The 26,767-nt window shown below is 61.6% G+C and carries 26 protein-coding genes; 4 read left to right on the plus strand and 22 right to left on the minus strand.

All coding sequences use genetic code 11. From position 1 onward, the window contains the following. Window positions 1-515 precede the first annotated feature (515 nt). Window positions 516-1,535 (plus strand): S1/P1 nuclease, encoded by a 1,020-nt coding sequence (locus BBX50_RS12120; protein ID WP_065775583.1) that lies wholly within the window; start codon window positions 516-518, stop codon window positions 1,533-1,535. A gap of 159 nt (window positions 1,536-1,694) precedes the next feature. Here the strand turns inward: BBX50_RS12120 and BBX50_RS12125 are convergent, their stop codons facing one another. The 5 genes from BBX50_RS12125 to BBX50_RS12145 form a co-directional block, all read right to left on the minus strand. Further along, window positions 1,695-2,882, minus strand: a complete 1,188-nt coding sequence (locus BBX50_RS12125; RefSeq protein WP_065775584.1) for an MFS transporter — start codon at window positions 2,880-2,882, stop codon at window positions 1,695-1,697. A gap of 160 nt (window positions 2,883-3,042) precedes the next feature. Next, on the minus strand, window positions 3,043-3,612 hold the full coding sequence (locus tag BBX50_RS12130; RefSeq protein WP_065775585.1) for a helix-turn-helix transcriptional regulator: 570 nt from the start codon (window positions 3,610-3,612) through the stop codon (window positions 3,043-3,045). A 148-nt stretch (window positions 3,613-3,760) separates the two neighbouring features. After that, complete coding sequence (locus BBX50_RS12135; protein WP_065775586.1) at window positions 3,761-4,726, minus strand: magnesium and cobalt transport protein CorA; 966 nt, start codon at window positions 4,724-4,726, stop codon at window positions 3,761-3,763. A 205-nt stretch (window positions 4,727-4,931) separates the two neighbouring features. Beyond that, complete coding sequence (locus BBX50_RS12140) at window positions 4,932-5,225, minus strand: type II toxin-antitoxin system RelE/ParE family toxin (protein ID WP_065775587.1); 294 nt, start codon at window positions 5,223-5,225, stop codon at window positions 4,932-4,934. Beyond that, a complete protein-coding gene (locus BBX50_RS12145) occupies window positions 5,225-5,479 on the minus strand; it encodes a type II toxin-antitoxin system ParD family antitoxin (RefSeq protein WP_065775588.1) in 255 nt (84 codons plus the stop codon). Before BBX50_RS12145 ends, BBX50_RS12140 begins: the two co-directional genes overlap by 1 nt. A 229-nt stretch (window positions 5,480-5,708) precedes the next feature. Here BBX50_RS12145 and BBX50_RS12150 point away from each other — a divergent pair, with 229 nt between their 5' ends. Together BBX50_RS12150 and BBX50_RS12155 are read left to right on the plus strand one after the other, a co-directional pair. Next, window positions 5,709-7,202 carry a DUF2778 domain-containing protein gene (locus BBX50_RS12150; RefSeq protein WP_244513144.1) on the plus strand — a complete coding sequence of 498 codons (1,494 nt, stop codon included), beginning with the start codon at window positions 5,709-5,711 and terminating at the stop codon, window positions 7,200-7,202. Window positions 7,203-7,291: 89 nt separating this feature from the next. Further along, window positions 7,292-7,558, plus strand: a complete 267-nt coding sequence (locus BBX50_RS12155; RefSeq protein WP_065775590.1) for a DUF2277 domain-containing protein — start codon at window positions 7,292-7,294, stop codon at window positions 7,556-7,558. 147 nt (window positions 7,559-7,705) lie between these two features. Here BBX50_RS12155 and BBX50_RS12160 read toward each other — a convergent pair whose 3' ends face one another. From BBX50_RS12160 to BBX50_RS12230, 14 genes are all read right to left on the minus strand, one after another. Further along, complete coding sequence (locus BBX50_RS12160) at window positions 7,706-8,326, minus strand: pentapeptide repeat-containing protein (protein WP_065775591.1); 621 nt, start codon at window positions 8,324-8,326, stop codon at window positions 7,706-7,708. A 47-nt stretch (window positions 8,327-8,373) separates the two neighbouring features. Further along, window positions 8,374-8,664 carry a hypothetical protein gene (locus tag BBX50_RS12165; protein ID WP_065775592.1) on the minus strand — a complete coding sequence of 97 codons (291 nt, stop codon included), beginning with the start codon at window positions 8,662-8,664 and terminating at the stop codon, window positions 8,374-8,376. Between the two features lie 80 nt (window positions 8,665-8,744). Further along, the gene (locus tag BBX50_RS12170) at window positions 8,745-8,981 is read right to left on the minus strand and encodes a hypothetical protein (protein WP_065775593.1); all 237 of its coding nucleotides are present in this window, start codon (window positions 8,979-8,981) and stop codon (window positions 8,745-8,747) included. Window positions 8,982-9,743: 762 nt separating this feature from the next. Then, the gene (locus tag BBX50_RS12180; protein WP_065775595.1) at window positions 9,744-10,349 is read right to left on the minus strand and encodes a histidine phosphatase family protein; all 606 of its coding nucleotides are present in this window, start codon (window positions 10,347-10,349) and stop codon (window positions 9,744-9,746) included. Beyond that, window positions 10,346-11,446 (minus strand): ABC transporter ATP-binding protein, encoded by a 1,101-nt coding sequence (locus tag BBX50_RS12185; protein ID WP_065775596.1) that lies wholly within the window; start codon window positions 11,444-11,446, stop codon window positions 10,346-10,348. Before BBX50_RS12185 ends, BBX50_RS12180 begins: the two co-directional genes overlap by 4 nt. Further along, window positions 11,443-13,188 (minus strand): iron ABC transporter permease, encoded by a 1,746-nt coding sequence (locus BBX50_RS12190; protein ID WP_065775597.1) that lies wholly within the window; start codon window positions 13,186-13,188, stop codon window positions 11,443-11,445. The genes BBX50_RS12185 and BBX50_RS12190 overlap by 4 nt, the downstream gene beginning before the upstream one ends. Before the next feature lie 59 nt (window positions 13,189-13,247). Further along, a complete protein-coding gene (locus tag BBX50_RS12195; RefSeq protein ID WP_065775598.1) occupies window positions 13,248-14,369 on the minus strand; it encodes an ABC transporter substrate-binding protein in 1,122 nt (373 codons plus the stop codon). Between the two features lie 26 nt (window positions 14,370-14,395). Further along, a complete protein-coding gene (locus BBX50_RS12200) occupies window positions 14,396-15,232 on the minus strand; it encodes a MurR/RpiR family transcriptional regulator (protein WP_065775599.1) in 837 nt (278 codons plus the stop codon). 270 nt (window positions 15,233-15,502) lie between these two features. Next, window positions 15,503-16,153, minus strand: coding sequence for a dual specificity protein phosphatase (locus tag BBX50_RS12205; RefSeq protein WP_065775600.1), 651 nt, complete (start codon window positions 16,151-16,153; stop codon window positions 15,503-15,505). After that, a complete protein-coding gene (locus BBX50_RS12210) occupies window positions 16,150-17,043 on the minus strand; it encodes an inositol monophosphatase (protein ID WP_065775670.1) in 894 nt (297 codons plus the stop codon). The genes BBX50_RS12205 and BBX50_RS12210 overlap by 4 nt, the downstream gene beginning before the upstream one ends. Window positions 17,044-17,115: 72 nt before the next feature. Next, the gene (locus BBX50_RS12215) at window positions 17,116-18,243 is read right to left on the minus strand and encodes an ABC transporter substrate-binding protein (protein WP_065775601.1); all 1,128 of its coding nucleotides are present in this window, start codon (window positions 18,241-18,243) and stop codon (window positions 17,116-17,118) included. A 40-nt stretch (window positions 18,244-18,283) separates the two neighbouring features. Then, window positions 18,284-19,420 (minus strand): ABC transporter substrate-binding protein, encoded by a 1,137-nt coding sequence (locus BBX50_RS12220; RefSeq protein WP_065775602.1) that lies wholly within the window; start codon window positions 19,418-19,420, stop codon window positions 18,284-18,286. Window positions 19,421-19,473: 53 nt separating this feature from the next. Continuing rightward, a complete protein-coding gene (locus tag BBX50_RS12225) occupies window positions 19,474-20,607 on the minus strand; it encodes an ABC transporter ATP-binding protein (RefSeq protein ID WP_065775603.1) in 1,134 nt (377 codons plus the stop codon). After that, window positions 20,607-22,457, minus strand: a complete 1,851-nt coding sequence (locus BBX50_RS12230; RefSeq protein WP_065775604.1) for an iron ABC transporter permease — start codon at window positions 22,455-22,457, stop codon at window positions 20,607-20,609. The genes BBX50_RS12225 and BBX50_RS12230 overlap by 1 nt, the downstream gene beginning before the upstream one ends. Before the next feature lie 589 nt (window positions 22,458-23,046). On the opposite strand from BBX50_RS12230, the gene BBX50_RS12235 reads away from it, so the two are divergent. Next, window positions 23,047-24,036 carry a LacI family DNA-binding transcriptional regulator gene (locus tag BBX50_RS12235; protein ID WP_065775605.1) on the plus strand — a complete coding sequence of 330 codons (990 nt, stop codon included), beginning with the start codon at window positions 23,047-23,049 and terminating at the stop codon, window positions 24,034-24,036. Window positions 24,037-24,076: 40 nt separating this feature from the next. Here BBX50_RS12235 and BBX50_RS12240 read toward each other — a convergent pair whose 3' ends face one another. Genes BBX50_RS12240 through BBX50_RS12250 form a run of 3 tightly spaced genes read right to left on the minus strand, consistent with a single transcriptional unit; the run spans window position 24,077 to window position 26,752 of the window. Then, window positions 24,077-24,427: a MurR/RpiR family transcriptional regulator gene (locus BBX50_RS12240; protein WP_065775606.1), complete on the minus strand. Its 351-nt coding sequence runs from the start codon at window positions 24,425-24,427 to the stop codon at window positions 24,077-24,079. 2 nt (window positions 24,428-24,429) lie between these two features. Further along, entirely contained in the window at window positions 24,430-26,139 is a 1,710-nt protein-coding gene (locus BBX50_RS12245) for a metallophosphoesterase (protein ID WP_065775607.1), read from the minus strand. After that, window positions 26,132-26,752: a dual specificity protein phosphatase gene (locus BBX50_RS12250; protein ID WP_065775608.1), complete on the minus strand. Its 621-nt coding sequence runs from the start codon at window positions 26,750-26,752 to the stop codon at window positions 26,132-26,134. The genes BBX50_RS12245 and BBX50_RS12250 overlap by 8 nt, the downstream gene beginning before the upstream one ends. Window positions 26,753-26,767 lie beyond the last annotated feature (15 nt).

Consider the following 26,767-nt stretch of genomic DNA (forward strand, 5'->3'; position numbering starts at 1 on the left):
GCGATGCAATTCTTTCTGCGACATGACAATCAAACAAGACATGACGACTCCGAACACAGATGGCCTTGGCCACGATGCAAGTCGCTGATCTTGCTTCCCAACGCTGACCTTCGACCAGCATCCCAAGAGGCGACGACTGTCGCATCTCTAACTGGCCTATATGTCGCATTTCTAAAATGTCGCTACACACGAAGATCGCATAAGCTGAATTATGGAACTAACCGGAGCGGTACGCGGATCACTTTGGACGCCGAAACGGAGTAATCATCTGCCGCATAGGTCCGCCGCGAAACGAGGTTGCACAGCACCCTTGAGCCGAGGTCGCCACGCTATTCATCAGCTTGCTCGAAAACGCTTCATTTGCAGCACCCTCGACATCATCAATCGCAGAGAATAGCGGCACATAAAACACGGCGCCCGACCGCCACTCTCTATAGTTGAAGAAGTGCGAGGCCTCGCTTTAGTTCAAGCTAATTCGTGTTATAGTTGAGCGATGAGACCTGAAAGGGGCCAAAATGAGGTACGCCGCGACAATTCTCATTCCCGCAATCTTGGCAGTCATTTGTTCCCTTCCACCCACGAAGGCTCTCGCGTGGGGTGAATACGGCCACCTGACGGTGTGCGACCTCGCCTATCGGAATCTGACAGACACATCAAAGGAAGAACTGAAGCGTCTGTTTCATGTAAATCAAGGCGGTATCACCGTACAAAATAGGGAGGGCGTGGAGCTGCGGCACTACACCTCTTTCAATGTCGGCTGCCTGGAAGAGGATGCCTTTCCCCGTAGACACCAGGATGATCACTTCATCAACGTAGATCGAGCGACGCAGTCGATCTCCGACGCAAATTGCCCAACCGCAGGCACGTGTATATTTGCTGGCATTCGGCGAGATCTCGGCATTCTGAAAGACACGTCGAAGCCAGACGAAGACAGAGTTTTCGCCCTCATGGCCGTCGGTCATTGGATCGGAGACGTTCATCAACCACTTCACATTTCGTTTGCCGACGATCGCGGCGGCAATTTGATCAAGGCAAGAGTGGTTGGCGATTGCGGCACTGGTGGCCTACCGGCGCCCCGCGATCTCCATGCTGTTTGGGACAAGTGCCTACTTGAAGCCGGGATGTTCGAACGCGTACGGCAGCGCGACGATTATCGTAGCAGTTGGGGCAAACGAACAATCACTTACCGCGCAGTTGATACATTGCTCGTCAACACGACACTAACTGAAGAAAAGACGATTGTTGGAACTGATCCGGCGCTGTGGGCAAGCGAGTCGTTCGCGATTACGTTGAAGCCGGAGGTTCTGTACTGCAAGAAAATCGGGGACGTTTGCCAATACTCGGAAACGGAACGAGAGTTGGTCGAGGGCGGACAACAGAAGCGGGTTGTAGTTGACCAGGATTACCGCCGGTTACATGCGCCAACAGCGCAGGAACGACTTCGCTATGCGGGATTTCGTTTGGCTCACCTGATCAACCTTGCGCTTGACCCAAATTACAGCGAGCCGATCCAGAACTCGACGCAGTTGCCCTAGAGGCAGCCGAGGGCCAGCATCGATCCGGTCAGGTGCCTTTTTGGACCGGGACAATGGGGTTGGAGCGATATGGTTTCTGTTCCTGCAAGCGTTTGCTGTCTCGAAGGCGAGACTGCCTCGCGGTGACGTCCCGCGTGCTTTGAAATCGCTTGTCAGGTCTCACGACTGCGCGGCTTCGGGCACGATTTCGGGCATCCTCGGGAGCAGCAGCAATAGTGCCACTGACAGGAAATGGATCACGCTCACCACGGCTGCGAGCGCCGGCAGCCCGATGGTGATGATCGGCGCAGCAATCACGGTTCCAAGCGTCGTCGTCATGAAGATGAAAAAGACGATCAGTGCGGAGCCGCGTGCATTGTTGGCGCCGGAAGCAACGATGCCGCGATAGAAGCCGATCGGGCCGCGCAAGCCCAGTCCGATGGCCATGGGCGTGAAGAGCAAGGGAAGCATCGTGGTGTTCGTGCCGCCAAGCAGGCCATAGACGAGCAGAGCGAGCGCACTGAGAGCCGCGATCGCGGTACCGAACAGGATGACCGGCTCAGCCCCAAAGCGTTCAGCAATCCGCGCGGTGAGATTGGCCGCGACAATGAAGCCGGCAATGTTGATGATCTGCATGATGATGAAGTCATGGAGCGAACCACCCATGGTCGCGACGATGATGGTTGGGGCGCCGAAGACGAAAGTGAGGAGCCCGCCAAGCGTCATCGCCTGGCTCAGCGCATAGCGCATGAATATACGATCCTTCAGCAATTGCGCGTAGTTGCCGCGAGCCTTGCCAGACTTTTCCTCGCGAGGGAGCCCGAACAGAAGGATGAGAATGGCGGCGATCGCCGTCAGAGCGGCAAGCAGCTCGAACGAAGAACGCCATCCGAAATGCGCAAGCAGCGCCACACCCAAGATGGGCGCCAATGCGGGGACCAGCGATTCCACACTGCCGAGGAAACCGACGGCACGGACCGCCGCGCGGTCGCTGAACAACTGCCTGATAAGACCGGGGCCGAAGACCGGGGCCGCGGCCGACGCCACGCCCTGAACGAACCGTAGCGCAATGAGCGCAGCTATGCTGGGCGCAAAAGCGCAAGCGAACGAAGCGATGGCGAAGGCGGCGAGCGAGGACACCAGCAGGGTTTTGCGCTCGAAATGATCTGCCAGTCGCCCGAACAGGAGCAGGCCGAAACCGCTGCCGCAGACATAGGCGGCAAGGACCAGCTGCACTGTCGCTTCGTTGCTGGCGAAGACTTCAGGCAGTTGTGGTACGGCCGGCAATATGAGGTTTGTTCCGGCCAGCGAGAGTGCTGCACAAAGGATGAGAAGCGAGAAGGCAATGGCGCGGCGCGACGTTGTCATGTTGGAAGAACTCTTGGCGGTGATCCTTGACCCGATTTGGTGGATGGCGGCCGCGGTCTGTCCGTCCGTCAATTGCCGTCCGGCGTGCATGAAAAACTGATGGTCGCGGAGATGCTAGCAAGCGCGTCCTTGCCTGGGCAACGAATGAAATATTCGCGCTTCACAAGGCTTCGACGGCGGAGACCAGCCGACCGATGCGTCCGCCGGAAATCCCGATTCTTTCCCATCGAACAATACCTGGAGGGATCGGCATCTCGGGATCGTCACTGCCACTGGTCGGAAACTGAACAGACCCCGATGCGACCTCGTCGAACCAGCCGAGTTCCAGCAACTGCAACTCGCTCTCGATGATTTCCGGTGTTGCATATCGCCACAAGGAGACGCCACGAACAGATGCCGCAGAGACGCGCCACTGCGCTTGCCTCGCCGGCGATGCCGAAAGGAGCGCGTGAGTATCGTCACAGACAAGATGGACTGGAAACGGCGCGTGCTCGATGAGGTGGCGGAGCGTATCGTCGATGCCGACATTTTCATGCCGCGCAAGCAACATTTCAACCCGGGCCCGGGTTTCAGCCGAGGGCTCGTGCAGCCCGGCCTCCCACCGGGACAGAAGGCCCTGCGAGACCCCGAGATCCGCCGCCAGCGTTTCCTGCTTGATCTGCCTTAATCTGCGGAAGCGGCGAAGCCTGCGCCCCAAGGGCAATGCGGGAGGTTTCAAAGCGGGCGCCATAACGTTCTCTCGACGATTGCTTCTCCCGCTTTAGATAGCAGAGGCGCACAGCGTCCCGTCAACACGTCTCTCGGTGTTTTTTGGCTGGCCCGCACTGGCAGCCGGTGGCGTCAGGTGCGTGTCCGTGACGAGGCGGGCGTCGGCAGCTTCACAGCCAGCCAGCCTTCCTGAACCGGTAGAACAGAAGTGAGCAGAGTATCGCGATGGTACCGAGAACTGCGAAATAGCCGTAGTGCGTTTTCAGCTCAGGCATGTTCTCGAAGTTCATTCCGTAGATCCCGGCAATTGCCGTCGGCACCGCAAGAATGGCGGCCCAGGCTGCCAGTTGCCGGGTGATGGTCCCCTGCCGTTGCTGCTCCAAGAGATTGCTTGCCTCGAAGACAGAGGTGATGACGTCTCGCAGACCACCAACGGTGCCTTCGACGCGTCTTACATGGTCGAGCACATCGCGGAAATAGGGTTTGGCGTGATCGTCGATGCACGGCAGGTCCAGGTTTGAGAGCTTGCTTGCAACTTCCGACATCGGCCCGAGAATGCGTTGAAACAGGATCACCTGTCGTCTCAGGCGAAAGATGCGCCGGATTTCCTCCCGTTCGAGAAACGCGACCAGCATGTGCTTTTCCATCGCCAGCACCTTGTCTTCGATCGTCTGAACGATCGGCAGATAGCCGTCGACGACGAAGTCGATGATTGCGTGCAGCACATAATCGGTCCCCTTCTGCAACAATTGCGGCGACGCCTCCAGTTGCGCGCGCAGATCGCTGTGGGCACGGGCGGAGCCCTGCCGGACGGAAATGATGTGATGGCGCCCGACGAACAGCGCGGTCTGACCGTAGGCGATCTTGTCACCTTCGAGATGCGCCGTTTTGGCGATCACGAACAGTTGCTCGCCGTAGATCTCCACCTTCGCCAGCTGTTGCGTGCTGAGCGCGTCTTCGACGGCGAGCTGATGAAGCCCGAACCTCTTTTGCAGTGTCGCCATTTCTTCGGCGGTCGGAGCGTGCAGGCCGATCCATGCGAATTCGTTGTCGGCCAAGGGTCTGGGCGTTGAGGAAATTGGCAGTTCCTCTAAGCGTTTTCCATCCCGATACAGGAACGAGGCGACGACTGGCATGGGTTCTTTCTCTCGGTCGGGCGGGCACGGTTGCCGGGTGGCATTGAGATCTGCCTGCGTTTGCAGAGCTTGGCGCAGCCTCCCGTCGGCGTTGAGCAAACAGGCGGCGACAAGCAACTAACACAACGGAACTCAGGACGAAAAGCCGCTCGTCGCAATATCCGCCAGTTGCCAGCCAGCGCGAATTCAATGCGCCGATAGCGCGCTAAAAGATATTGCTGGCCCAATCTTCGTGTCCGTGACGAACTCGGACAATGAAAATGTCGTCGCCGGGCTCGATCCGGTAGACGACGAGATGCGCCTTGAAGGGATGGATGCGCATTGGCGGAGACAGTTCGTGGCGTTCGCGTGCCATGCGCGGGTTTGCGGCAATGAGGGCGAAGATGCCGAAAAGCTCGTCATGATAGTGACGAGCCTGCGCAGGCCCAAAAAGGCGTATGCCTTGTTCGGCGATGGCGATAATGTCTTCTTCTGCTGCGCGTGACAGGATGAATCCCATTATCCACGATCACGCGGCGTTCCGGCGCGATTGAGAGCCGCCGAAAACAGCTCGTCCTTGGAACGGCTCCCAGGGCCACTTTTCAGTCCGTCGTCGACAAAACGCTGCATGACGGCAATCTTGTCGTTCCGCTCCTGATCCCTGCGGATGAGATCGCGCACATAGTCGCTGGCGTTCGCATAGCGACCTGTCCGTGTCTGCGCTTCCACCCAATCCTTCATCGGGTCGGGCAAGGATACATTCATCGTCGCCATATCAGCCTCCGTTTCCATCGCTGAGAATGACATAATTTGGCAAAGATTGTCAAGGTTTGCCAAGGTATTGTATGCGCACTGGAGCCGGCAGAACCGCATCGTCACCGTAGTATGCGGCGAAGACGGCAGTATTGCCGCTCCCTGCGATGCAACCGATTGCGGTTGCGGGGTCGCAGCAGACAACTGTGGATCATTCTCGGCGAGCTGAAAGGGCGAAAAAACGGCGATTTTGGCACGTTTTCGCGGTTGGAAAGCAAAATTTAACCATACTTGTCCATCTTTTCTCAATCCGTCGTCAAGAAGGGGACAATCCGGAAGTCGCGCAGAGGTGGTCGCTCGTCGGCCCGAAGGTCTTTGCGTGGTTTGCTGGCTTGATTTTGCGTTGTTGAGTAAGATCGCTCGTTCACAGTTTTTGCACCGTCTGTTGCGCCCATTGCTGATCACTTGCTGCGGCACCGCCCTTGCCGGCACGGCTGCGTGGTCGATGGTCGGCATGCTCGCGATGGGCAGTTCCCACACGCACGGTTCCGGTTACCTGCTGCCCAAGCCGCAGCTATACCTGACGGAGCGGGCAAAGGAGCGTCCGTGGGAAAAGCATGCGCGGGTTATCCCGGCGCAGAAGCTGGTCGCCACTGCGTCGCAGCCCGCAGTCTTCGCAAGCCTTTCTGCCAGCGAAGCAAAATCCGGTCGTAGTTATGTGCTTCCAGGAGAAGCCGAGCTGAGCGCGGCGCGCTTCGACGCGCTGGCGAAGCAGGCCGGCCTGACGCCCGAGCTGCTCGTCACCCGTTTCAAACACACCGCTGCTGCCAAGTCGCTTCAGATCGCAGCAAGGGCCGAAGTTCCTGCGCCGGAACGCTTCGGACCGCCGATTGGTGGCGAGACCGACAAACCTCTCACCCAGCTTGCCTATGCCACCCCTGCCCAGAGCGGAGCGACGGGCGCTGCATTCTCGGCTGTGCTGACTGAACCGCTCGAGGATGATCTTGCGGCATCGCCGGAGCCCGACGTCGACGATGAGGCCGCTGCATTGCCGGACTATGAGGCTACGCCGTCTTCCGGCCCCTTGCCGCAAATCCGTCCGCGTGATGAACAAGCTCGGAAGCCAGAGGTCGAGGCGGAAAAGCCGGCAGAGGACGCTGCGGCAGCAAAGGTCGAGGAGGCCGGCACGGCCAACGAGCGCGAAGCGCAGAAACAGAAGAAGGTCGCCTATGCGCGCCCGGACGATCCGACGAAGAGCAGCTCGGGTACCGGTTTCGGCCAGGCGCTGCGCAATGTGTTCGGCGGTGGCGCTAAGGCGGGAAATGGCGTTGCCGTTTACGATATCACCGCGGCAAAGGTCTATATGCCCGACGGCACCGTGCTTGAGGCGCATTCCGGCATCGGAAAAATGGCCGACAATCCGCGTTATGCGAACGTCAAAATGACCGGACCAACCCCACCGCACACCTATAATCTGAGGATGCGCGAAACGCGCTTCCACGGGGTCGAGGCGATCCGCATGTTGCCGATCGATGGCAAGAACAAGCACGGTCGCGACGGGTTCCTCACCCACAGCTACCTGCTGCGCGGCGGCCGGGCGGAATCGCACGGCTGCGTCGCCTTCAAGGATTACCCGCGTTTCCTCACCGCTTTTAAACAGGGCAAGGTCAAGCAGATCGTCGTGGTGCCGAGCGGCGGACGCGCTGCCGGTACGCGCATCGCGTCGAACGGCAGGAGCAGCTGACAAGGCCCGCTGCTCTTCCTTGCTGCGGGCGACGACCTATGTTGAGATCTCGACTTCACGGCGAATGCGAAGAGGATCGGGAGCCCGTCATGTGCCGAAACATAAAGCCGCTGTTCAACTTCGAACCACCAGCGACCGACGATGAGATCCGCGACGCGGCGCTGCAATTCGTGCGCAAGCTGAGCGGAGCGACCAAACCATCCAAGCGCAATGAGGCGGCCTTCGAGCACGCCGTCGATTCCATCGCGGCATGCGCCCGCGAGCTTATTGATGCCCTTGAGACGTCGCAGCCCCCGCGCAACCGGGAAGAAGAGGCCGCCAAGGCGCGCGCAAGATCCGCGCTTCGTTTTGCCTGATGCGAACGCGACAGGCCTGTTTCCGTGCTCCCAGCCTATGTGCTGCTGGCGCCGGCAGGCTATTCATAGGCTCTCGAGCGCAATGAATTCATGGGATCGTCGCCCTGATCGATGCCGTTGACCTCCGTCAACGGCGGGACCAATCGGTCATTTCCGCCGTACGTCGAGACCCAGGGCCTCAGCGATGACGATGGTCTGATCGATCGTGATGATCGCCTCCTTGAGGCGGACGTTTTCCGGATCGATCGCGCTGAGGTCGCTCCCCCGCAGATCGCAGGCCGTGAAGTCTGCCCCATGCAGCCAGGCGCCGGAAAGATCGACGTCCCTCAGCGAGCCGCCCTTCAAGGATGCGCCGGTAAGATCCGCTTCCCGCAGGCGGGCTTCCTTGAAGGATGCACGGCCGAGAGCAGCGCCGGGCAAGCCGGTAAAGGACCAGTCACCGCCCGTAACCTGCATCTGGTCGAAGTCGCAGGCATCGAACATGCTGCCGACGAACTTGCACTCCAAGAAGCGGCTATCGAAGAACTTGCAGGCGACGAAGGTACAATTCACAAAGGCGCTTGCCTGATGCGACGAGGCGTTGAAGCGGGCCCGTCGGAAGGTGCACTCGTGGAAAACCACGCCGACGGTCTGTGCCTCGGTCAGGTCGAGGTCGACAAACAGCGTGTTCTGATGACGCTCGCGCTCGATCTGCCGGCCATACCAGTCGGCGCCGGCAATCGTGACTTCGGTTTTCGGTGCCGCTTCGCCGTATCGTCGTTCAGCCATCGTCATCCCTTAGGCACGCGCACGCACTGCGGACGCGTGCTGTTTCTTTATCCGGCCAGCATTTCTAACTTCGTCATGATCGGCAATGCGAAAAGAGCAGGATGCCGGAACTCTCCGCAATCTGCGATCGGGGCGATCGTCTTGAACTTTCGGCGCGTGGGCGGGCGGCGATTGCGCCACCCGGAGAAACCAGCGCTATTCCACCAGCCGGACGTCGCCTGCTCTGGCAAAACCGTTGGGGACGAAACCTCCCCTCCTGCCGTCGGTTTCTTGAAGTACGCCGTTCCCGACACATAGAGGTTCAAGACCTTGGCGATCAGCGCCGCCGTGGACAGCAATGTGCGACGCTGAGAACTTACCCTGGTTTTCCATGTAGAAAGCACGCTGCGTATGCGACGAGTTCACCTGGAATCCGCATTCATTGGTCACGGAATTTGAGTTCACGATCTTGAGTGCGTCGGACCTGCTGGGGTCGAGGATCAGGACGCAGGCGGTGCCGCCGGACGTTCAGTGCGGCGGCGAAATCGATCGCGACACCGGCGGCAGCAATGAGCGGGATTGTGATCAGCGCTGCCAGCAGGCCGAAATTGCCGGACTGGCAATGCAGCAGCGCCGAGGCACTGCGTACGAACGGGAGCAGGTTCAGGATGGTCATGGCGAGTTCTTTGCAGCTGGATAGACAGTCCTCCGCCTCTTCCCGCAGCCAACCATGCCAACCCTTTAATTCATGGCGCCAGTTAACGGTATGCACATGACCCCTGGGTGGGCGCGGATCCCGGGCCCACCCAGGGGTCTCCCATGTCCGGCTTTGGTCGGCGGCTGCTCAGATGCTGGCACCAGCCTGTTTGCGGTATACACCAGGCTGACGGGGCCGGCGTTTGAGCGAAACCTAACCCATTTGCGCGTCCGCCTAATCCTTGACTGAAACGTGCATTGTGAGACGCTACGGCTTCATGGTTGTAGTGCGTGAGGGGCGAACGATGAAGTTCTCAAAGGCGAAGAGGAAGCATCCCGGAAAAGCGTACAAAATGAGCGGAGCCGACAGAAGTGCCTACGACGGGTTCGTTGGCACGGCGCGTGCCGCCCCTGGTTTCTCCTATCGAGGGAGATGGACCAGCGAAGGGTGTCCGGGCACCTTCGAGGGATGGCTCCTCACCAAGGGTGTCATGCCCAAGCAGTGAACCTTCCAGCCATTCCCGCGGCACATCATACGATGATCCTGCGCGCGCGTGGGTAAAACGGATGGCGTTGCAAATGGCGTCAAGCGCTGCGCTGCCGTAGCGCTTGACACCCACCCGCTCATACGGACCGTTTTCGTCGTCGCCTGCTGAAGGCTGTCGCGCCCCTGAGACGTTCCCCGACACGTCTCCAGGATCACCATTTTTCCGGAATTCATCTCCATCACCGCCCGCGGGCGTCAGTCTGCGACGGAATTGTCGGGGGCGACGGAGCCGATGTTGTAGCCTTCGAGCTGCGCGGCGGTGCTGTCGCGTCGCGGGAAATGCAGGATGGTTGCGGTGCCCGGCGTTACGGGGACGACCCGCGAGGGAGGAAGATCCAGGAACTCGTGGCAGGCCGCCCGCACGACGCCGCCGTGGGCGACGATCAGCAGGTCCCCTTCCGTGCGGGACATCCAGTCGCGCACGCCTTCCGCCACCCGACCCCGGAAGGCGCCCCAGGTTTCACCGTTTTCCGGCGTGAAGGTTCCAGCGCGCCAGGCGGCATATTCCTCCGGTCGCTCGGCGATCAGGTCCGGCTTGTGGCGTCCGGTCCACTCGCCCATGTCCAGCTCGCGAAACCGCTCGTCGGTCGGTGCGTCCGGATGGCCGATGAGCGCGACCGTCTGTCGGGTCCGGCCGAGATCGGACGCGATGATGCGAACCGGCTTGAGTGCCTTGGCATAGGGGCGGAACCGTCTCACCTGCGCGACACCGCGCTCGGACAGGAGAGAGTTGTCCTGGCCCTGGAGGCGTTGTTCGGCGTTCCACTCCGTTTCGCCGTGGCGCATGAGGATGAGCCTCATTGATGGATCCTTTCTCCGGTGGCGGCAAAGACCGCATCGGGTGTGCGAATGAAGGAAAGGGGGATGGGTTCCCCCGGTGTGGCGGTGAAATAACCGTCAGCCATCGCGGTGACGCGCAGCTCGCCGATCATGGCGGTCACCATCGTGCGGCCGGCGATCGGCGCGGCTTCGGCGAAACGAGCGACAAGCGAAGGCGCTCCGGCAACCGATCCGACACAGACATCCTCTGCGCGATAGAGAAGCTGGACCGCGTCGTGGCCGGCGGCAAGGGCGGCCGGCGCGAGCGTGGTCTCACCGAAGACCAGCCCGTCGCCCAGGCGACGGACCCCTATCAGATTTGCCGGCGGCGTACCAAGAAATGTCGCCACGAAGGTGGTTTGCGGATTGCGCAGGAGGTCGATGGGCTTGCCGAATTGCTCGACGCGACCGTTGTTGAGCACCGCGACATGGGTCGCCATGGTCATCGCCTCGACCTGATCGTGCGTGACATAGACCGACGTGGCGCCGGTTGCCCGGTGGATACGCATCAGTTCGCTGCGCATTTCGATGCGCAGCTTGGCGTCGAGGTTCGACAGCGGCTCGTCGAAGAGCAGGATGCTCGGTTCCGGCGCAATCGTGCGGGCAATCGCCACGCGCTGCTGCTGGCCGCCGGAGATCTCTGCGGGATAGCGTTCGGCGAGCGCATCGATGCCGAGAAGCGAAAGCACTTCCCGGACACGCTTTTCACGTTTCTCTCGCGGCCATTTGGCGACCTTCAGCGGCCAGGCGATGTTGCCGGCAACCGTCATGTGCGGCCAGAGCGCATAGCTCTGGAAGACAAGGCCTGCATTGCGCCGGCCGGCATCGGCGATCACGCCCCCTGCTCCGCTCGAAACAGTCTGGCCGACGAAGGCGATCTCCCCTTCGCTGGGACCCTCAAGCCCCGCCAGCATGCGCAAGAGGGTGGACTTGCCGCAACCCGAGGGACCGACGAGCACCAGGAAGGAGCCGGCAGGCACCGAGAGATTGACATCCTTGACGGCGGTGAAGGCACCGAACCGTTTGACGAGACTGCGGATGTTGATGGCGTCCGCGGCGCCGGTTGCAAGGGCGTTCATGGGCTTTTCCATTTCTGCACGCGGTTCTGCAGGCTGTGGGCGAGGAGCGAGGCTGCCAGACAGACGACGAGAATGACGAGGGTGATGGCGTTGGCGAACTGCATGAAGCCTTCGGCCGCATAGCGGTAGGCGACCATGCTGAGCACCGGCGAGGTGGCCGTGAACAGCAGCACGACCAGCGAAAGATCCCGCACCATCTTCACGAAAACGAGGATCGCGCCGGCAAACAGGCCGCGGATCGCCAGCGGGAAGATGATCGCGAACAGACGGCGGATCAGTCCCGCACCGGTCAACCGGGCGCTTTCCTCGATATCGGCGGATATCTGGCCGAGCACGGAGCGGCCGGATTGCACGGCAAAGGGCAGGTTATGGGCGGATGCCGCGATCACGAGCAAGGCGAAGGTACCGTAGAGCGAGGGCAGCGGTCCGATCGGTGCCCCGAAGAGCGCGATATAGGCAGCGGCAAAGGCGATGCTCGGCACCAGAAGCGGCAGGAAGGCAAGCTGGCTGAGCACCGTCGCAAGCAGACTGCCGCGCCGTTGCACGATGGTGTAGGCAAGCGCCAGGCCGAGCAGCATCGTCGTGAAGGCGACGACCAGGCCGAGGCGGATGGTGTTCCAGAGGGCTTCGATCAGCACCGGGTTGCGGAAGATGCCCGCCTGACCCTGTGCGATCTCGCCGCCGCCCTCCCCGATCCAGAAATGCAGCGTCCAGTTGGAAAACAGCGCTCCGCTCTGCGGCGCGAGGCTTGACGCGGCAAGCACGAGGACCGGCAGGACGGTTGTGAGGAGTCCGATCACGGCTGCGACCACAAACAGCGGCCAGCGCCAGGCGCCGAGCGGGAAGCGTTTGGTCCGGCCGCCCTTGCCCGTCACGGTGACGAAGGCCTTGCGGCCCGAGACGATACGGTCCGAGAGCCAGAGGAACAGCGCCGAGACGGCGATGAGCAGCAATGCCAGGACAAAGCCGCGCTCGTTCTGCCCCGTCTCGATCATGCCGAACAGGCGGGTGGAGAGCGTTTGCATGCGCACCGGCAGGCCAAGCAGCGCGGGTGCGGCGAAATTGGCGACGGCGCCGGCAAAGGTCAAGGACGCGGCGGCGATCAGCGCCGGAGTGACGACCGGCAGGATGATGCCGAAAAAGATGCGCGGGCGCTTGGCGCCGGCCATCTGCCCGGCCTCCACGAGATCGGCGCCGACCGAGCTGAGCGCTGCGGCGATGATCGTGTAGGCGAGCGAATAATAGTGCGCGATCAGCACAATCGCCGTCGGGATAAGACCCCAGGCCAGCCAATCGGGAATGCCAAGGCCGCCGGTTTCAAAGAAACCGGCCGAGCCGCCGAGCCGGGAATTGCGAAACAGCGTCCCCCAGGCGAGCGCTGCGGCGAAGCTCGGGATCATATAGGGAAGCGTCGCCATCAGGCCGAGGAAGCGGCGCCCCGGGACGTCGGTCATCACCACCAGCCAGGCAAGAAAGCCGCCGATCAGCAGACAGCCGCCGCCGACGCTGAAGCCGAGGATCATGGTGTTGAGGAGCGGCCGCCACCAGAGATTGGCGGACAACGGGCTGACGAGCACCGCCTTCCAGGCGGCGATCCCGTCTGGGGTCAGTGTGGTAACAAGGATGCGCAGCAGCGGCGCCACCACGAGCACGGCGACGATGGCAACCAGGATGGCCGGCAGGAGAAAGCCTGATCGGAGCAGCCGGCTGCCCGATGGCGCTGATATCGATATGGATGTCATGTGAGAGCCTCGGCGCAGGTCGGCAGGCATGACAATGCATTGCCGACCTGCGGCTTTCGTTATTGGAGCGTGATGATCAGGTCGGCGATGCGACCGCGTGCAGCTGCCGTCTTGGCCGGGTCGATGGTCCAGGCTTTCAACTCCCCGAGTTTGACCGAGTCCGGATGGTCGGCGATCGTCTTGCGGGTCGCGTAATCACCGGGAACATTGAAGGGTTCGAAGCCAGGGCCACCGCTCGGCGTGTCGTCGCCAAACATGAAATCGACCAGCAGTCGCGCCGCCGCCGGATGGGGAGCCTTGTCCGCGACCGTCAGCACCGCCGGAAAGAGAATTCCGTTGGCCGGTTCGACGTTGTTGGCGATCTGCAGCGCCCAGCCTTCCTTCTCGTTGTCACGCCGGTCGGAATAGGTGCCGAAACCGACAGGCGGGTTCTTGGCATTGACGTCGCCGATCGACTTGTTCAGCACGTCGCTGTTGGGAAGGAGGATCAGATCATTGGCGAACAGGTTCCTGATGAATTGCTCGCCGGCGCCCTGAAGGTCCGCATCCACTTCGATCTCCTTGCCGAAATGCGCCCTGTAGGCGGCGGCCATCTCGTCCGGATGCAGCGCGATCTCGGTCAAGAGGTCGAGCAGCTCGCCGCGCTGGCTCGGGTCGACCATCAGCACCCGGCCCTGCCATTCCGGTTGCGTGAGTTGCCACAGGTTGGTGACGGGCGAACCATCAGGAAAGGCCTTTTCGTTGTACATCAGCACCTTGGTCGAAAGACGCTGCGTGAGAAGCGGCCCCTTGTAGCGATCCTCCAATTCATTCGCCACGCGCGGCGGCACGTAGTTCACGATCCGCTTCCCTTCCAGGAGCTTGGTGAAGACGACGGGCGTATCGGCGATATAGAGCACGTCGACCGCGTGGACGCCGGCCTGCTGCTCGGCCTCGAGGCGAGCGATCTGCTTGGTCGAGCTCATGTCGAGGCCGATCAGGTCGATGCCCGGATATGCATCCTCGAAGGCCTTCTCGATCTTGGCGATGCGGCTCGACAAGGAAAAGACGGTGACGCTCCCCTCCTTCTGCGCGAGCGGCAACAACTGTTGTGGCGTCATGCCGTCGAGATCGGACGCCATCGCAAACGACGGCAGGACGAAACACGCGGCAAGCGCGGCATTGCTCAGTCTTTTCAACATGTTCTTCTCCTCCCTTATAATTCCCCTCAGTCGAAGTCGTTGAACAGCTCCGACAGCTTCTCCAGCCTGCCGATCACCTGCCCCTGGTGGCGGCCGGCAATGGTCAGGACGATGGCATTGACGATCGCAAAGGGGATCGTCGGTGTCTGGAATTCGCTGCCCGAACGCCCACGTGGTGCCGAGAGCATCAGATCCGCGGCGGGCTCCATCAGCGGGCCGGCGAGATCGGAAACGAGGATCGATTGCGCACTGACGCGGTTCGCATGTCGCACCAGCGGTCCATAGCTTTGCGGCTGCTTGCGAAACGCCAGCGCCACCACCAGGTCACCGGCGTCCATGCCGACCAAACGTTCAGCAATGTCCCGGCCGCGACCGGTCAATAGGATCGTGGTCATGCCGAAGCGATCGAGCCGGCGCTGCAGGAAGCCAGCGACCGATTGCGCGTGGCCCTGTCCGAAGATGTAGACGCGACGTGCGGCAAAGATCAGATCCGCTGCCCTGTCGATCTCCGCTTGCTCTACCGATCTTGCAAGCGTTTCGAGTGCGGCGATCTCGGCCGCAATCAGATCCGTCAGGTAGTCGCCGTGCTCGACCTTCGAGACCGAGCGACGCATCCGGTTTGCGGCATCCTGATCGTCCAGGACTTCCCTCTGCAGCTGCGCGCGAAGGTCCGGAAAGCCCTTGTAACCGAGCTTTTGCGCAAGCCGCGTGGCGGTCGCCTCATGGACGGTTGCCCGCTGCGAAAGCTGCGGGCCGGACAAAAACGCCGCTTCCGCCCTGTTTTCCAGCATGGTGGCGATCAGTCTCTGGTCGGCCTCGGTCAGCCGTCTGGAATGCGCCTTTATGCGATCGAGTATCGTCATGACGTCCCTGCAATTTCATTTGCTGGACGTATGGTTTCTGCAAACTTCACTGCCGTCAATGATGCTGGTGCAAGAATCTTTGCAAAGGCCTGCAAGGCGCCCAAACCTCGGTGCAGGGCGGCGCCATTTGCTGTCTGCAGGCGGACAAGACAACGGGTTTCAGCTATCCTTGCGTGCCAATTTCAAGCGGCAATACAACCTTTGATGATCGCGGCAAAATACTTTGCAAGGCCCCGCAAATCGTTCTCAGCCGGGTGGCGCCTTTCCGGATCAGGTTTCACCCGCTTCGATCGCGCGCGCCCATGCGGCCGCGCGTCGGGCGGACTCGGCCAAGACAGGCTTGGGTGCCTTGTACCATTCGTCCTCGAGGAGGCCTCGCCTGTCGCGAACAAAGGCGATCGCGGCCTCCAGCGTTGGAAATTCGGACGGCAGCGTCAGATGCAGAAACAGCGACACGACGACGACCGAGCGCGAGCGCCCGCCCCGGCAGTTGACGAGGATGCCGCCGCGCTCGCGCCGCGGATAGGACGGTTTCTCCGGCAGGATCTGCTCCAGCGCGGCCCGCAGGATGTAGTGCGCCGCGAGCATCTGGGTGTCCGGATTTCCATCGCCGTCGATAAGCCCGATCTTGTAATAGCGGATCTCGCCGGGACCATGGACGCTGTTGCGATGGTCGGAGACAAGCTGCGGCTGGCAGACGAAGTTGAAATCCAGGTTGACCGCGCAATTGACGACGGTGGTGATGCCATTGCTGCGCAGGAGCTCAAGGTCGCTTGCACCTTCCTTGCCGGCGATGAAGATGTCGACGCCATAAGCCGGATGCTGGGCGTAGATGAGGCTAAGCCTCGCAAGCTCTCTGCTGGTCTTGCCGGCGGTCACCGCATCGGACGGGCTGTCGTGCACGCTGTCCTTATGCGTCATGGGGTCGGTGTCCTGGCCGTCCGGCCATCGGAGATGGCTTGGGCGACGCGATTTAATGTCGGATAATCGGCGCCGGCACCATAGGCGAGGTAGCCGGGGCAGAGGTAATCGGCTGAATCGGCTGGCACTTTGCCAAGCGTCAGCGGCTGATAGCGACCGCCGGCATTCTTCAGGATGAGCGTGGCAGCGGCGACGTCCCAGGCGTTGACACCGAAACCGGCGGCCGCGTCGACGAACCCTGCCGCCACATGGGCGATGCTGAGAGCGGCGCTGCCGGGCCGGCGCACGGTCGAGAAGGTTTCGACCAGTTCGCCGAAGCGGCTGAGCGCGACAACCCGGCCATCAAGGCGAAAGTCGCGCGAAACGGGATAGCCGGTGATCAGGGTTGCGCGGCTCTCCTCGCTCACCGACTTCGAGGCGATGACCTTTCCGTTGAGATAGGAGCGCCTGATATCGCTTGAAAAGAGCAGGTCGGCGACTGGGTCGTAGACCACTCCCGCCACGACGGCGCCCTGTTCGACCGCGGCGATCGAAACGCACCAGAAGGCGAGACCCCGCGCGAAGTTCGCCGTGCCGTCGATGGGGTCGACATACCACTGGATCTCACCCTCCCCGACCTGGCCGCCTTCCTCGCCGAGCATGGCCGAGTTCGGTTCGCTCTCAAAGATGAAGTCGCGGATCAGGGCTTCGGCGTTTCTGTCGTGGATCGTCACCACGTCGTGCAGATCGCGCTTGTAGTCGACTGTCATCTCCGAGCGAAAGGCCGCAAGCAGTGGTGCCCCGGCGGCACGGGCTGCACCCTCGGCGATCCTCGTCAGGTGGCGTGAGCGGTTGAGCCCGTCCTCGTCAACCGAGGTCCGCAGGCCCACCGCCGGATTGGCGTTGTTCATGCTTTTCTTTCCGTTCATGCCGAAACGGCCGGCGCGACCTTTCCTCGTGAGAGGTCGCGCCGGCCGAGGTTGCTATTTGCTGTAATTTACCCGCCAGAAATCCTGCCATTCCTCGCGCCGGTCGAAATCGTCGAGACCGGTGGCAGCATCGTAGGGGAACAGGCGGTCCGCCACTTCCATGATCCCCGCCGGCTCGTCTTCAGGCATCTTGATGTCGGTATTGGTCGGCAGCTTGCCGTCCTTCATCTGCGGCGCGATGCCTTCTTCCGTCAGCACGTAGTGGATAAAGAGCTTTGCGGCATTGGGGCTCGCAGATTTCGAGGCGATCAGGCCGAGCTTGGTATAGGTCCAGCCGACCCACGGCTGCAGCTCGGTGCACAGTCCGAGCTTATAGCCCTTGCCCTCGTTGTCGCGGAACTTGGCCGAACTCAAGAGCCCGAAGAAGGGCTCCTTCTGGCCGGCGGCGCCGACCGCTTCGGCAACCGGATCGTCGCCATCAGTCACGAGCGGCCCGTTCTGCGCGAGTGCCTTGATCCAGGCAGCCGCAGCACTCTTCTCAGCGGTTTCGAGATCCTTGCCGAAGTGGACCTTGTAGGCTTCCTTCACCGCGCTGTCGGCGTGCTTTTCCAGCTGGTTGAACCAGTCGGTGTAGATGCTCTTGGTCAAGGGGTCGACCAGCGCGATCTTGCCCTTCCACTTCGCTTCTGTCAGTTCCCAGATATTGCTCACCGGGCATTTGTCATAGGCCTCGGTGTTATAGGCCCAGACATTGGCGTTGGTCGAAATCGCCAGCGGGTTCTGGAAAGCGGCCGGTATCTTGTCCTTCATGTCGCCGGGCAGGTAGCTTTCGACGAAGCCTTGCGGCAGCAGCTGCGCCAGTGCTGCCGGTGCGTCGGTGATCAGCGCGACATCGCCCTGGACGTTGCCGGCCTGCGCCTCGCGGATGATCATTTCCAGCTGGCTGTTGGCCGAGACTTTAACGCCCGTCGCCTTGACGCCGTACTTGGCTGTGAAGGCCTCGGCCATCTCGACGATCTTGCCGGTGCTGTCATAGACATTGATCGGCTTTTCTTTTCTTGCGGCCTCGATGAGCGCGTCGAGATTAAACGCCTCTTCCGCGCGCGCCTCGATTGCGATGGCCGTCGTCAGGGCGGCAAACGCCGCCCCCAATGCCAGATACCTGCTCTTGCCTTTTTTCATGGTTCCCCTCCCAGGGAGACCGTTTCAGCAGTTCCCGTGCTTACTTCTGGTAGCTGATCCGCCAGAGATCCTGCCAGGTCTCGCGTGCGTCCCAGTCGTCGAGGCTGGTCGCCATCTGGTAGGGCATGACCTGATCGAGGACCGCGCCGATGCCTGACGGCTCGTCTGCAGGCAGCGAGACATCCTTGTTGGTGGACATCTTCCCGTCCTCCGCTTGCGGCGCGATGCCTTCGGCCGTCATCACATAATGGATGAAGAGCTTCGACGCGTTGGGGCTGTTGGTGCCTTTGGTGATCAGCCCGACGCCCGGATACATCCAGCCGAGCCATGGCTTCAGGTCCTTGCAAAGGCCAAGTTTCATGCCCTTTTCGGCATTGTCGCGGAACTTTGCCGAGCTCATCAGCCCCATGAACGGCTGCGATTGGCCGGGCGCCCCGACGGCATCGGCAGCGGCCGCATCGGCGTCGGTCAGGAGCGGCGCATTGGCGGCGAGCGCTTTCACCCAGGCGGCCGTGGCGCTGCCATCGTCAGTCTCGAGATCCTTGCCGTAGAGGTCCTTGTAGGCTGCGGCCACCTTGTCGTCGCCGTGCTTGGCCATCTGGTTGAACCAGTCGACATAGGACGCCTTGCCGAGCGGATCCTGCATCGCGACCTTGCCCTTCCATTGGGCTTCGGTCAGCTGCCAGATGTTGGTGACCGGGCACTTGTCGAAAAGCTCTGTGTTGTAGGCCCAGACGTTGGCGCTGGTGACCACCGTCAGCGGATCCTGGTATTCGGCAGCGATCTTCGGTGCGAGGTCCGGCGGCAGCCAGCTCTCGGCAAAGCCTTGCGGAATGAGCTGCGCCATCGCAGCCGGTGCGTCGCTGATGATCGAGACGTCGCCCTGGATGTTGTTGGCGCGGGCTTCGCGGATGATCATCTCGAGCTGGGCGGTCGCCTTGACCTTGGAGCCCTCGGCGCCGACGCCGTATTTCTCGGCAAAGGCCTTGGCCATCTCGACGATCTTGCCGGTGCTGTCATAGACCGTGATCGGCGCTTCCTTGCGTGCCGCTTCGATCAGGGCATTCAGGTCGAATGGCTCCTCCGCCAGCGTCGGTCCTGCGATTGCGACGATGGTCGTTGCCAGCAGCGTGCGCCTGATCGCAGGTTGTCTCCTGTCAGTTGTCCGAAAATGCATCGTCTGTTCCTCCCTCAGAGCGTGTTTCGGTATGTCTTTGGCGCCGCAGCGCCTCAGTTCAACATGTTCTTGCGCAAAAGCGCGTCCGCCTCGGTGATGCGCTGGCCGTCCTTGTCGAAGACGTGCAGCGCCTCGGGTGGAGCAAAGAAAGAGACCTTGGATCCGGTCTCGACGTGCGGCAGGGCGCTGGTCGTCAGGAAGAGCGTATCGCTGTCGTTCCTGAGCTCCAGGATCCAGCTGCCGCCGGTCGGCAGAACGCCGGTCACCGTCATTTCGCCGGAAAAGCTCCCCGCTGGCACATGCTCGCGATTGACCAGGTAGCCGATTGCCTCCGGCCGGATGCCGATCGAGCCGATGCCGCGCAGCGACGGATGGCGCGCGCCGAGAAAGGCTTCGGCGGCGCGTGACAGCTCCGAGGCCGCCGGCGATCCGACGGTCAGGATGTTGATCGGCGGGCTGCCGACGAACTCCGCAACGAAACGGTTTGCCGGACGGTCGTAGATATCGTTCGGCGTTCCCATCTGCTGCAGCGTGCCCTCGTCCATGACCGCGATCGTCGTTGCCAGCGTCATCGCCTCCCACTGGTCGTGGGTCACAAAGACGATCGTCGTCTTGAACTCCTTGTGGATGCGCTTGAGCTCGGCGCGCATTTCGAGGCGCAGCCGCGCGTCGAGGTTCGAAAGCGGTTCGTCGAGCAAGAGCACGCCCGGATTGACTGCAAGCATTCGAGCGAGCGCCACGCGCTGCTGCTGTCCGCCGGAAAGCTGCGACGGGTAGCGATCGCGATACTTGGCGATGTCGAGGGCCTGCATAACCTTCTCGACTCGTTGCTCGCGTTCCTCCTTCGGCAGCTTGCGCAGGCGCAGCCCGAAGTCGGTGTTGCGTTCGATCGTCAGGTGCGGCCAGAGCGCATAGCTTTGGAAGACGAGCCCCATCTCGCGCTTTTCGGGCGGAACGAACACCCCTGCCCTCACCGAGTCGACCACCCGCTCGCCGATGCGGATTTCACCGTCGGAGAGGTTTTCAAGGCCGGCGATCATTCTGAGGGTTGTGGTCTTGCCACAGCCTGAGGGGCCGAGAAGGCACATGAATTCGCCGTCGCGGATTTCAAGGTCGAGATTGGAAACTGCGTTAGCCGAATTGACGCCGTAGTTCTTCTGGGCGCCGCTGAGATTGATGGTGGGCATCAGCTTCCGAGTCCTTCTGCGAGATTGGTCTTGGTCAGCTTCTGGGCTGCCAGCGTTCCGAGATAGGCGATGGCCGCGATGATCAGTACGACGGCGTTGGCGGCTTGCGTGTAGTGGTAGTCGACGAGCCTGAGCGAATAGGTGGTCAGAACATCGGTGCTCGGCACGGCGAGGATGACGAAGAGGCTCAGCCCCTTGATGCCGGAGATGAAGGGCAGCAGCACACCGGTGACGAGCGAGCCCTTCTGGATCGGGATGACGATCGAGATCATTCGCCGGAACCAGCCCGCGCCGGCGATCTGGGCCGCTTCTTCGGGGTCCTTGCCGAGCTGCGTCATGGCGGAAATGCCGGCCCGCGAGGCATAGGGCATCTGGTCGGCGATCAGCGCCAAGATGAGGATGGTAACCGTGCCGTAGAGCGCGGGCATCGGTCCGCGCGGCACGGCAAAGAGCGAGAGATAGGCGGCGGCAAAGGCGATGCCGGGCACCAGATAGGGCAGGAAAGTGACCTGCCGTAGATAGACCGACAGGGCCTTTACCGGTGTGCGGATGACGACGTAGCCGACGAGCAGCCCGAGAATGCCGGAGGTCAGCGACGCGAGGCCGACGATGACAAGCGTGTTCTTGGCGGCTGCCCAGAGGTCGGGGCTCAACAGCACCCCGGTCTGCAGGGCCACCGTGTGGAGATCACGGCCGATCCAGTAGTCCAGCGTGAAGTTGTCGAGCGTGAATTGCGCTGGCAGCTTCATGACGGTGGACAGGAACAGGGTGAGCAACGGCAGCCCGACGCTCAAAAGGAAGATCAACGCGGCAAAGCCCGTTGCCGGCAGGCGATATTTTCCGAGCCGGCTCTGGCGGTTCATCGAACCCTTGGAGCCGACGGTCACGAAGCGTCTGGCCTCGCGGACAAGTCGGGCGTCGATCATCAGGGTGATGATGCCGATCAGCATGATCGAGGCCGCAACGACACCGGCAACGCCGGTCTGGCGCGACGCGATGCTGCGGAAGAGCGAGGTGGAGAGCACCTCGAACTTCACCGGCAGCCCGAGCACATAGGGCACACCAAACTCGCCGAGGCACTTGGCGAAGATCAGCACCATCGAGGACAGCAGTGCCGGCCGCATCAGCGGCAGGATGATCTGCAGCGCCACCTGGTAACGCTTCGCGCCAAGGATGCGGGCCGAGTCCTCAAGTTGGGAATCGAAGCGGCGAAGCGCCGAGCCGAACAGCAGGATGACGAACGGGGTATAGTGCAACGCCAGGATGACGATGATCGGGAAGCGGCCATAGGCAACCCAGTCCGGCGGCGTCAGCCCCATGGCCTCGAACCAGCCCGGCTGGCCGCCGACCGTGCGGTTCTTGAAAAGTGTGGTCCAAGCGAGCGCGAAGGTCCAGGCCGGCAGCATATAGGGCACGATCAGCGCGGTTGCGAACCAGCGCCGCCCGAACATGTCGGTTCGGCTGATCAGCCAGGCCAGCACCGTGCCGATCAGGAGCGACAGGCTGATCGCCCCCATTGCCACCGACAATGTGTTGAGAAGCGGCCGCCAGAAGAGGTCGACCGAAACCGGCGACAGGAACGCCCGGTCGAGATAGTAAAGCGTAAGGTCCCCGAAATCCTTACCGAGCCGCCGCTCATGCCCGAACTGGACCCGGACAGCGTCGAGCACGATCGAGATGATCGGCACGACGATGAGATAGGTGAACAAAAGGGCGGTCAAAACGCCGATCAGCGTTGTCGGTTCCCGGGAGGCGACCTTCATGCGATAGCGCCAGCGCTGCCATGTCGTCGGCGCCATTGCCTCGACCGGCACTGCGGATCCCTTGGCTGTTTCTGTCACTAAGGCCATGCTCTTCCCCTTGGAACCCAACATGCGCAATGTGCCGCGGCGCTTGACGCCGGACACAACGTTCAGAAATGCCAACGGGGAAACAGAAATCAGGCGCTACGGGATGGCGCTGACATCGGCAAAAAAACGCGCGCAGACCCAGTGCAATCGGGTCTGACGGGCATCCACTCCTCCCCGTTCGCAGGCAGGCGCCGATGGCCTGTCAATGTCGGCTCCGGCTCCTCAACCGTGCCGCCGTCGCTACGAACATAGATGGAACAAGCATTCCAAATTGGCGCCATCTATGGAATGCATGATCCAATGAGGAGGTCTCCTTGTCAACAAAAAAATGCACACGTGAGCAATGATCTAATTTATTGTTTTATTTGATATTTTTTCATAGGTGATATATCGGTTTACGAACACGTGATCACAGTGGGTTCGGCGCAATATTCCGGAACTCTCGGTTGTCAAGAATTCGCAGCGATCCGCGGGGGTGTTTCAGGGCGGCTGTTCGGGTTGGCTGAGGGCGCTCGCTCGCACTTTTTCGTTGGAATGGGTCGGCTTTTGTGGCCCTGATGGAAACTGTCTGATTCTGCAGGGGAAAGGCATGGCAAGAGGCTTCGTGACGGCTGAAGAGGTTGCAAAACGCGCGGGCGTTTCGCGTTCTGCCGTATCGAGAACCTTTACACCCGGCGCGAGCGTCTCTCAGACGGTGCGGCGCAAGGTGCTGAAGGCCGCGCGGGAACTCGGCTACCGGGTCAACCGGCTGGCGCAGGGGCTCAACAACGACCGCTCCAACCTCATCGGCGTCGTCGGCGCCAATCTCAGCGCGCCCTTCCATGCCAAGCAGCTTGATCTCTTAAGCATCGGTCTGCTGCGCCGCGGCTTGCAATGCCTGCTCCTCAATGCCGCAGACGCGCGCAAGGACATCGCGCCGCTGATCGAGCTTCTCTTCGAATTCCGGGCGCAGGCCATCATCGTCCTCTCGGGCGAGCCGCCGGAATCGATCGTCGACCAGTGCATCGCCAATGGAGTCAGGCTGATCCTCATCAACCAGAAAATTGATCGCACCGACACCAGCATGGTGCTGAGCGACGATTCCCGCGGTGCGGATCTTGCTGCGCTGCGCCTGATTGAGGCGCGATGTAAGAAGGTGGCGGTCGTTTCGAGCGGCAGCCACACGCCTGCGCAGGTTCGCCGCACCACCGCATTCAAGCAGAAGATGGCAACGGCCGGCATCGAGGTGGTGGCCTGGTCGGGCGGCACGACGAGCTACGAGAGCGGTTATCAGGCCGGTTGCGAACTGCTCGTGGACGAGGCGATCGACGGCGCTTTCTGTGTCACCGACCTCTTGGCGCTCGGTTTTCTCGATGCGGCGCGCACCGAAATGCACCGGCGCGTTCCGGCCGATCTTTCCGTCGTCGGCTTCGACGACATCCCGCAGGCGGGCTGGAAGAGTTATGAACTGACCACCGTCGCTCAATCCTTCACCGCGCTGACGGACCACGTTCTGACGGCGCTTGAGTCCGATGAAATGGAAACCCGGCTTCAGGTGGTGCCCGTCACCATGGTCGAGCGCAAGACCGCCCGCCGCTAGTTTACGCCGCTTCAAGTGATTTCACCCTGAGCGGGATACTCTAGGTGCGGTGACCGAGGGTCTGGTCCGCCGGATATGGTTCTCGACCGGGAGCCGCCTTGTTCCTGCCGCGCAGCAACTCCGTGCGGAAAAGCTGCTGAAAGGACGCATAGCTTTCAAAGCCGAGATCGCCGACGAAGCGCATAACCGTCGTCGTCGAGACGCCGCTGCAACTGGCCACTTCCCGCGCGCTGGCAAAGGCGACGTCGTAGGGATGGGAGAGCACAAATTTCGCCACCTCCAGACGGCCGCCCTTCAGCCGGCTTGCACCGATGCGGCAGGTTTCCCTCAACGCGACGAAGGTCTGCGGCGGAGCGTCGGAGGGGAGCAGGACGGAAGCGTGTTGCTCCATGATCAGGCGGCCTCCTCTTTGCCAGATGCGCCTTCGATGACGATGCGAAGGCTGCCGGCCTCCGCGCGATTGAGGAAGGCACCGAAGGCGCCGAAGAAGATTGAAAGGAAGCCTGATGTCGACCCGTCCCAGCCCATCTCGGGAGGACGACCGAAGCGCTCTGCGAGCGCCCGATAGAGCCGGCGGCGCGTCTCAGGGATCTTGTCGAGCGCCAGCACCGCCGCCTGGCGCAGGCAGTACCAATCGGCGATCACTTCGAGCATGTCGAGGCGCGCCAACGACGGCGCATCCTTCGGCGCGCCCGGCGAGATCGTGCGAAGTACGCTCTCGAATGCGCCCGCACCGGCCAAGAGTTCGCAGACCTCCTCCACAGCAAGTTCGGAGACGGCGTCGACGACGGCCTTCGGCCATTCCTTCGGGAAGTATCGATGCTCGACGAGGGCACGCTTGTGCGCCTTCAGGAACGATCCGTAGTCAGAGGCGTCGAAGGCGCGATCCCGCCCCTCGCCTGACCGGACCATTTCGCGCTGATAAGCAAACAGGACTCGCGGGTCGATCGCTGTGGACGACAGCTCGACTGTTTCGATGGAGGAGCCCGTCATCGATGGCTCGACGATCTTGAAGGCCGACGGAAAGGCCACAAGCGACGGCACGGCGATGTTGGTGAGAGAGCGGCCGCCCCATTCTCGACGGGTCACACCCTCGACATGCAGATGACCGCTGAAATGCACGGTCATGTCCGCGCCGATAAGGGCTTGAGCAACGGCTTCGCGCGGCGTTCGGCGGGCAATATTTGTCTCGCCGAAAAGCACGCCTTCGGCTCCGGTTGCTCCGTCGAAGGGATCAAGCACCGGATAATGCGAGAACGCGAGAAGCGTTTTGCCGAGGGTTTCTGCCCGCGCCGACACGTCGGCAATCCAGTCGATGATGAACGGCTTCAGAAGAACGAGCGCGTTCCAGCCGGCGGCGGTGCTGTCGACGAAGGCTGCCTCGTCACCGATTTCGAACTTGCCGTCGCGTGGCTCGAATACGTTGGCGTCGATCATCATCAGCCATAGGCCAGGCTCCGGCTCGACCAGATAGGACGCGTCCATCAGCGTGTAGCGATTGAGGCCATCGGGCGATGAGACGGCGTAAAGGCGGTCCTCGACCTTGTCGGACTGGCCAAACGGCGTTTCCCAGTGAATATCGTCGGCTCTTCGAAAATAGCCGAAAGCGGCCATGGGGGTCAGCCCCGCCGGATAGCCTTCGCAATACATGCCGGGCGTAACGTAGGTTCCGTGGCCAGCTTTCTCCTCATCGCTGGTGACGAAGACCCTGGCGCCGCTCGCATCGAGGAACTGTTTCGTGTGGTGCCGTCCCTTCGGGCCGAAGATGTCGTGGTTACCGGGAAGCGCATAAAAACGCGTCCCATGCAGACGTTCGTGTCGGTTGAGGATGATGCGGGTGCGTTCGGTCGCCACCCTCTGCCCGTCATCGGTGTAATCGCCGAGGAGAACGACGTGGCGAATGCCGCGCCGGGATACTTCCGCCAGCGCCTCGTCCAGCGCCCTGGCGCTCTCGTTGAAAACACGGGTGGATTCACGCGTGTCGGCCCAGCTCCTGACGGCCAGCTTTTCGCCATCGATCTCGATGGCGGGAAACGCGAAGTCGCCCTCCAGATCATGAAAATGGGCATCGGCGATGACGGCGATCCGTGGAAAATCAGACATCGGTACTGGTCTCCGCGCGAGATGCTTCCACGAGATCGATCCAGGCCGAAGCACGGTGCGCGGCTTCATAGAGCATCGGCTTTGGCGTCTCGAACCACTCGTCCGGCCGCAGCTCCCTGTGCTCGCGGATATGGCTGACGGCGGCGTCGAGCGTCGGAAACAGATGCGGCTGCTGCTTGTGCAGGAAAAGGGCGACCAGGGAGACGGAACGGCTGCGGCCGCCGCGGCAGTTGACAAGGACGTTGCCGCCGTCGGTGAAAGGATAGGTCGCGCGCTTCGGCATCCTCTGACGCAGGGCGCCATCGAGAATGTAATAGGCGCCGAGCATCATCGTGTCGGGACTGCCGTCTCCGTCAATCATGCCGAGCTTGTAGTAGCGAATGTCGGCATAGCCGCTCGCACACAGATCGTCATTGACGGCTATTTCCTCTTCACGAACGAGATTGATGTCCAGATTGATCGCGCAGTTGACGACTATGGTAATGCCGTGGCGCTTGAGCAGGTCCAGATCACGCGCGCCATCGCTGCCGCCGATATAGAGATCGGCGTTGTGGGGCCTGAGGCCGGTGGCAATCAGGCTGATCGCGGGCCGCGGATAAACCGGTGCATCCATTACAAATTCCTCTTC

The sequence above is a fragment of the Ensifer sp. LC11 genome (genome assembly GCF_001695835.1).
Taxonomy (GTDB): domain Bacteria; phylum Pseudomonadota; class Alphaproteobacteria; order Rhizobiales; family Rhizobiaceae; genus Ensifer.

Bases quoted from the DNA above. Each gene is read 5' to 3' on its own strand.
- BBX50_RS12190 (WP_065775597.1), bottom strand. From the start codon at position 13,188: ATGACATCCATATCGATATCAGCGCCATCGGGCAGCCGGCTGCTCCGA.
- BBX50_RS12200 (WP_065775599.1), bottom strand. From the start codon at position 15,232: ATGACGATACTCGATCGCATAAAGGCGCATTCCAGACGGCTGACCGAG.
- BBX50_RS12125 (WP_065775584.1), bottom strand. From the start codon at position 2,882: ATGACAACGTCGCGCCGCGCCATTGCCTTCTCGCTTCTCATCCTTTGT.
- BBX50_RS12205 (WP_065775600.1), bottom strand. From the start codon at position 16,153: ATGACGCATAAGGACAGCGTGCACGACAGCCCGTCCGATGCGGTGACC.
- BBX50_RS12145 (WP_065775588.1), bottom strand. From the start codon at position 5,479: ATGGCGACGATGAATGTATCCTTGCCCGACCCGATGAAGGATTGGGTG.
- BBX50_RS12195 (WP_065775598.1), bottom strand. From the start codon at position 14,369: ATGTTGAAAAGACTGAGCAATGCCGCGCTTGCCGCGTGTTTCGTCCTG.
- BBX50_RS12185 (WP_065775596.1), bottom strand. From the start codon at position 11,446: ATGAACGCCCTTGCAACCGGCGCCGCGGACGCCATCAACATCCGCAGT.
- BBX50_RS12160 (WP_065775591.1), bottom strand. From the start codon at position 8,326: ATGGCTGAACGACGATACGGCGAAGCGGCACCGAAAACCGAAGTCACG.
- BBX50_RS12120 (WP_065775583.1), top strand. From the start codon at position 516: ATGAGGTACGCCGCGACAATTCTCATTCCCGCAATCTTGGCAGTCATT.
- BBX50_RS12230 (WP_065775604.1), bottom strand. From the start codon at position 22,457: ATGGCCTTAGTGACAGAAACAGCCAAGGGATCCGCAGTGCCGGTCGAG.
- BBX50_RS12215 (WP_065775601.1), bottom strand. From the start codon at position 18,243: ATGAAAAAAGGCAAGAGCAGGTATCTGGCATTGGGGGCGGCGTTTGCC.
- BBX50_RS12155 (WP_065775590.1), top strand. From the start codon at position 7,292: ATGTGCCGAAACATAAAGCCGCTGTTCAACTTCGAACCACCAGCGACC.
- BBX50_RS12220 (WP_065775602.1), bottom strand. From the start codon at position 19,420: ATGCATTTTCGGACAACTGACAGGAGACAACCTGCGATCAGGCGCACG.
- BBX50_RS12210 (WP_065775670.1), bottom strand. From the start codon at position 17,043: ATGAACAACGCCAATCCGGCGGTGGGCCTGCGGACCTCGGTTGACGAG.
- BBX50_RS12140 (WP_065775587.1), bottom strand. From the start codon at position 5,225: ATGGGATTCATCCTGTCACGCGCAGCAGAAGAAGACATTATCGCCATC.
- BBX50_RS12135 (WP_065775586.1), bottom strand. From the start codon at position 4,726: ATGCCAGTCGTCGCCTCGTTCCTGTATCGGGATGGAAAACGCTTAGAG.
- BBX50_RS12170 (WP_065775593.1), bottom strand. From the start codon at position 8,981: ATGACCATCCTGAACCTGCTCCCGTTCGTACGCAGTGCCTCGGCGCTG.
- BBX50_RS12245 (WP_065775607.1), bottom strand. From the start codon at position 26,139: ATGTCTGATTTTCCACGGATCGCCGTCATCGCCGATGCCCATTTTCAT.
- BBX50_RS12130 (WP_065775585.1), bottom strand. From the start codon at position 3,612: ATGGCGCCCGCTTTGAAACCTCCCGCATTGCCCTTGGGGCGCAGGCTT.
- BBX50_RS12180 (WP_065775595.1), bottom strand. From the start codon at position 10,349: ATGAGGCTCATCCTCATGCGCCACGGCGAAACGGAGTGGAACGCCGAA.
- BBX50_RS12250 (WP_065775608.1), bottom strand. From the start codon at position 26,752: ATGGATGCACCGGTTTATCCGCGGCCCGCGATCAGCCTGATTGCCACC.
- BBX50_RS12225 (WP_065775603.1), bottom strand. From the start codon at position 20,607: ATGCCCACCATCAATCTCAGCGGCGCCCAGAAGAACTACGGCGTCAAT.
- BBX50_RS12235 (WP_065775605.1), top strand. From the start codon at position 23,047: ATGGCAAGAGGCTTCGTGACGGCTGAAGAGGTTGCAAAACGCGCGGGC.
- BBX50_RS12240 (WP_065775606.1), bottom strand. From the start codon at position 24,427: ATGGAGCAACACGCTTCCGTCCTGCTCCCCTCCGACGCTCCGCCGCAG.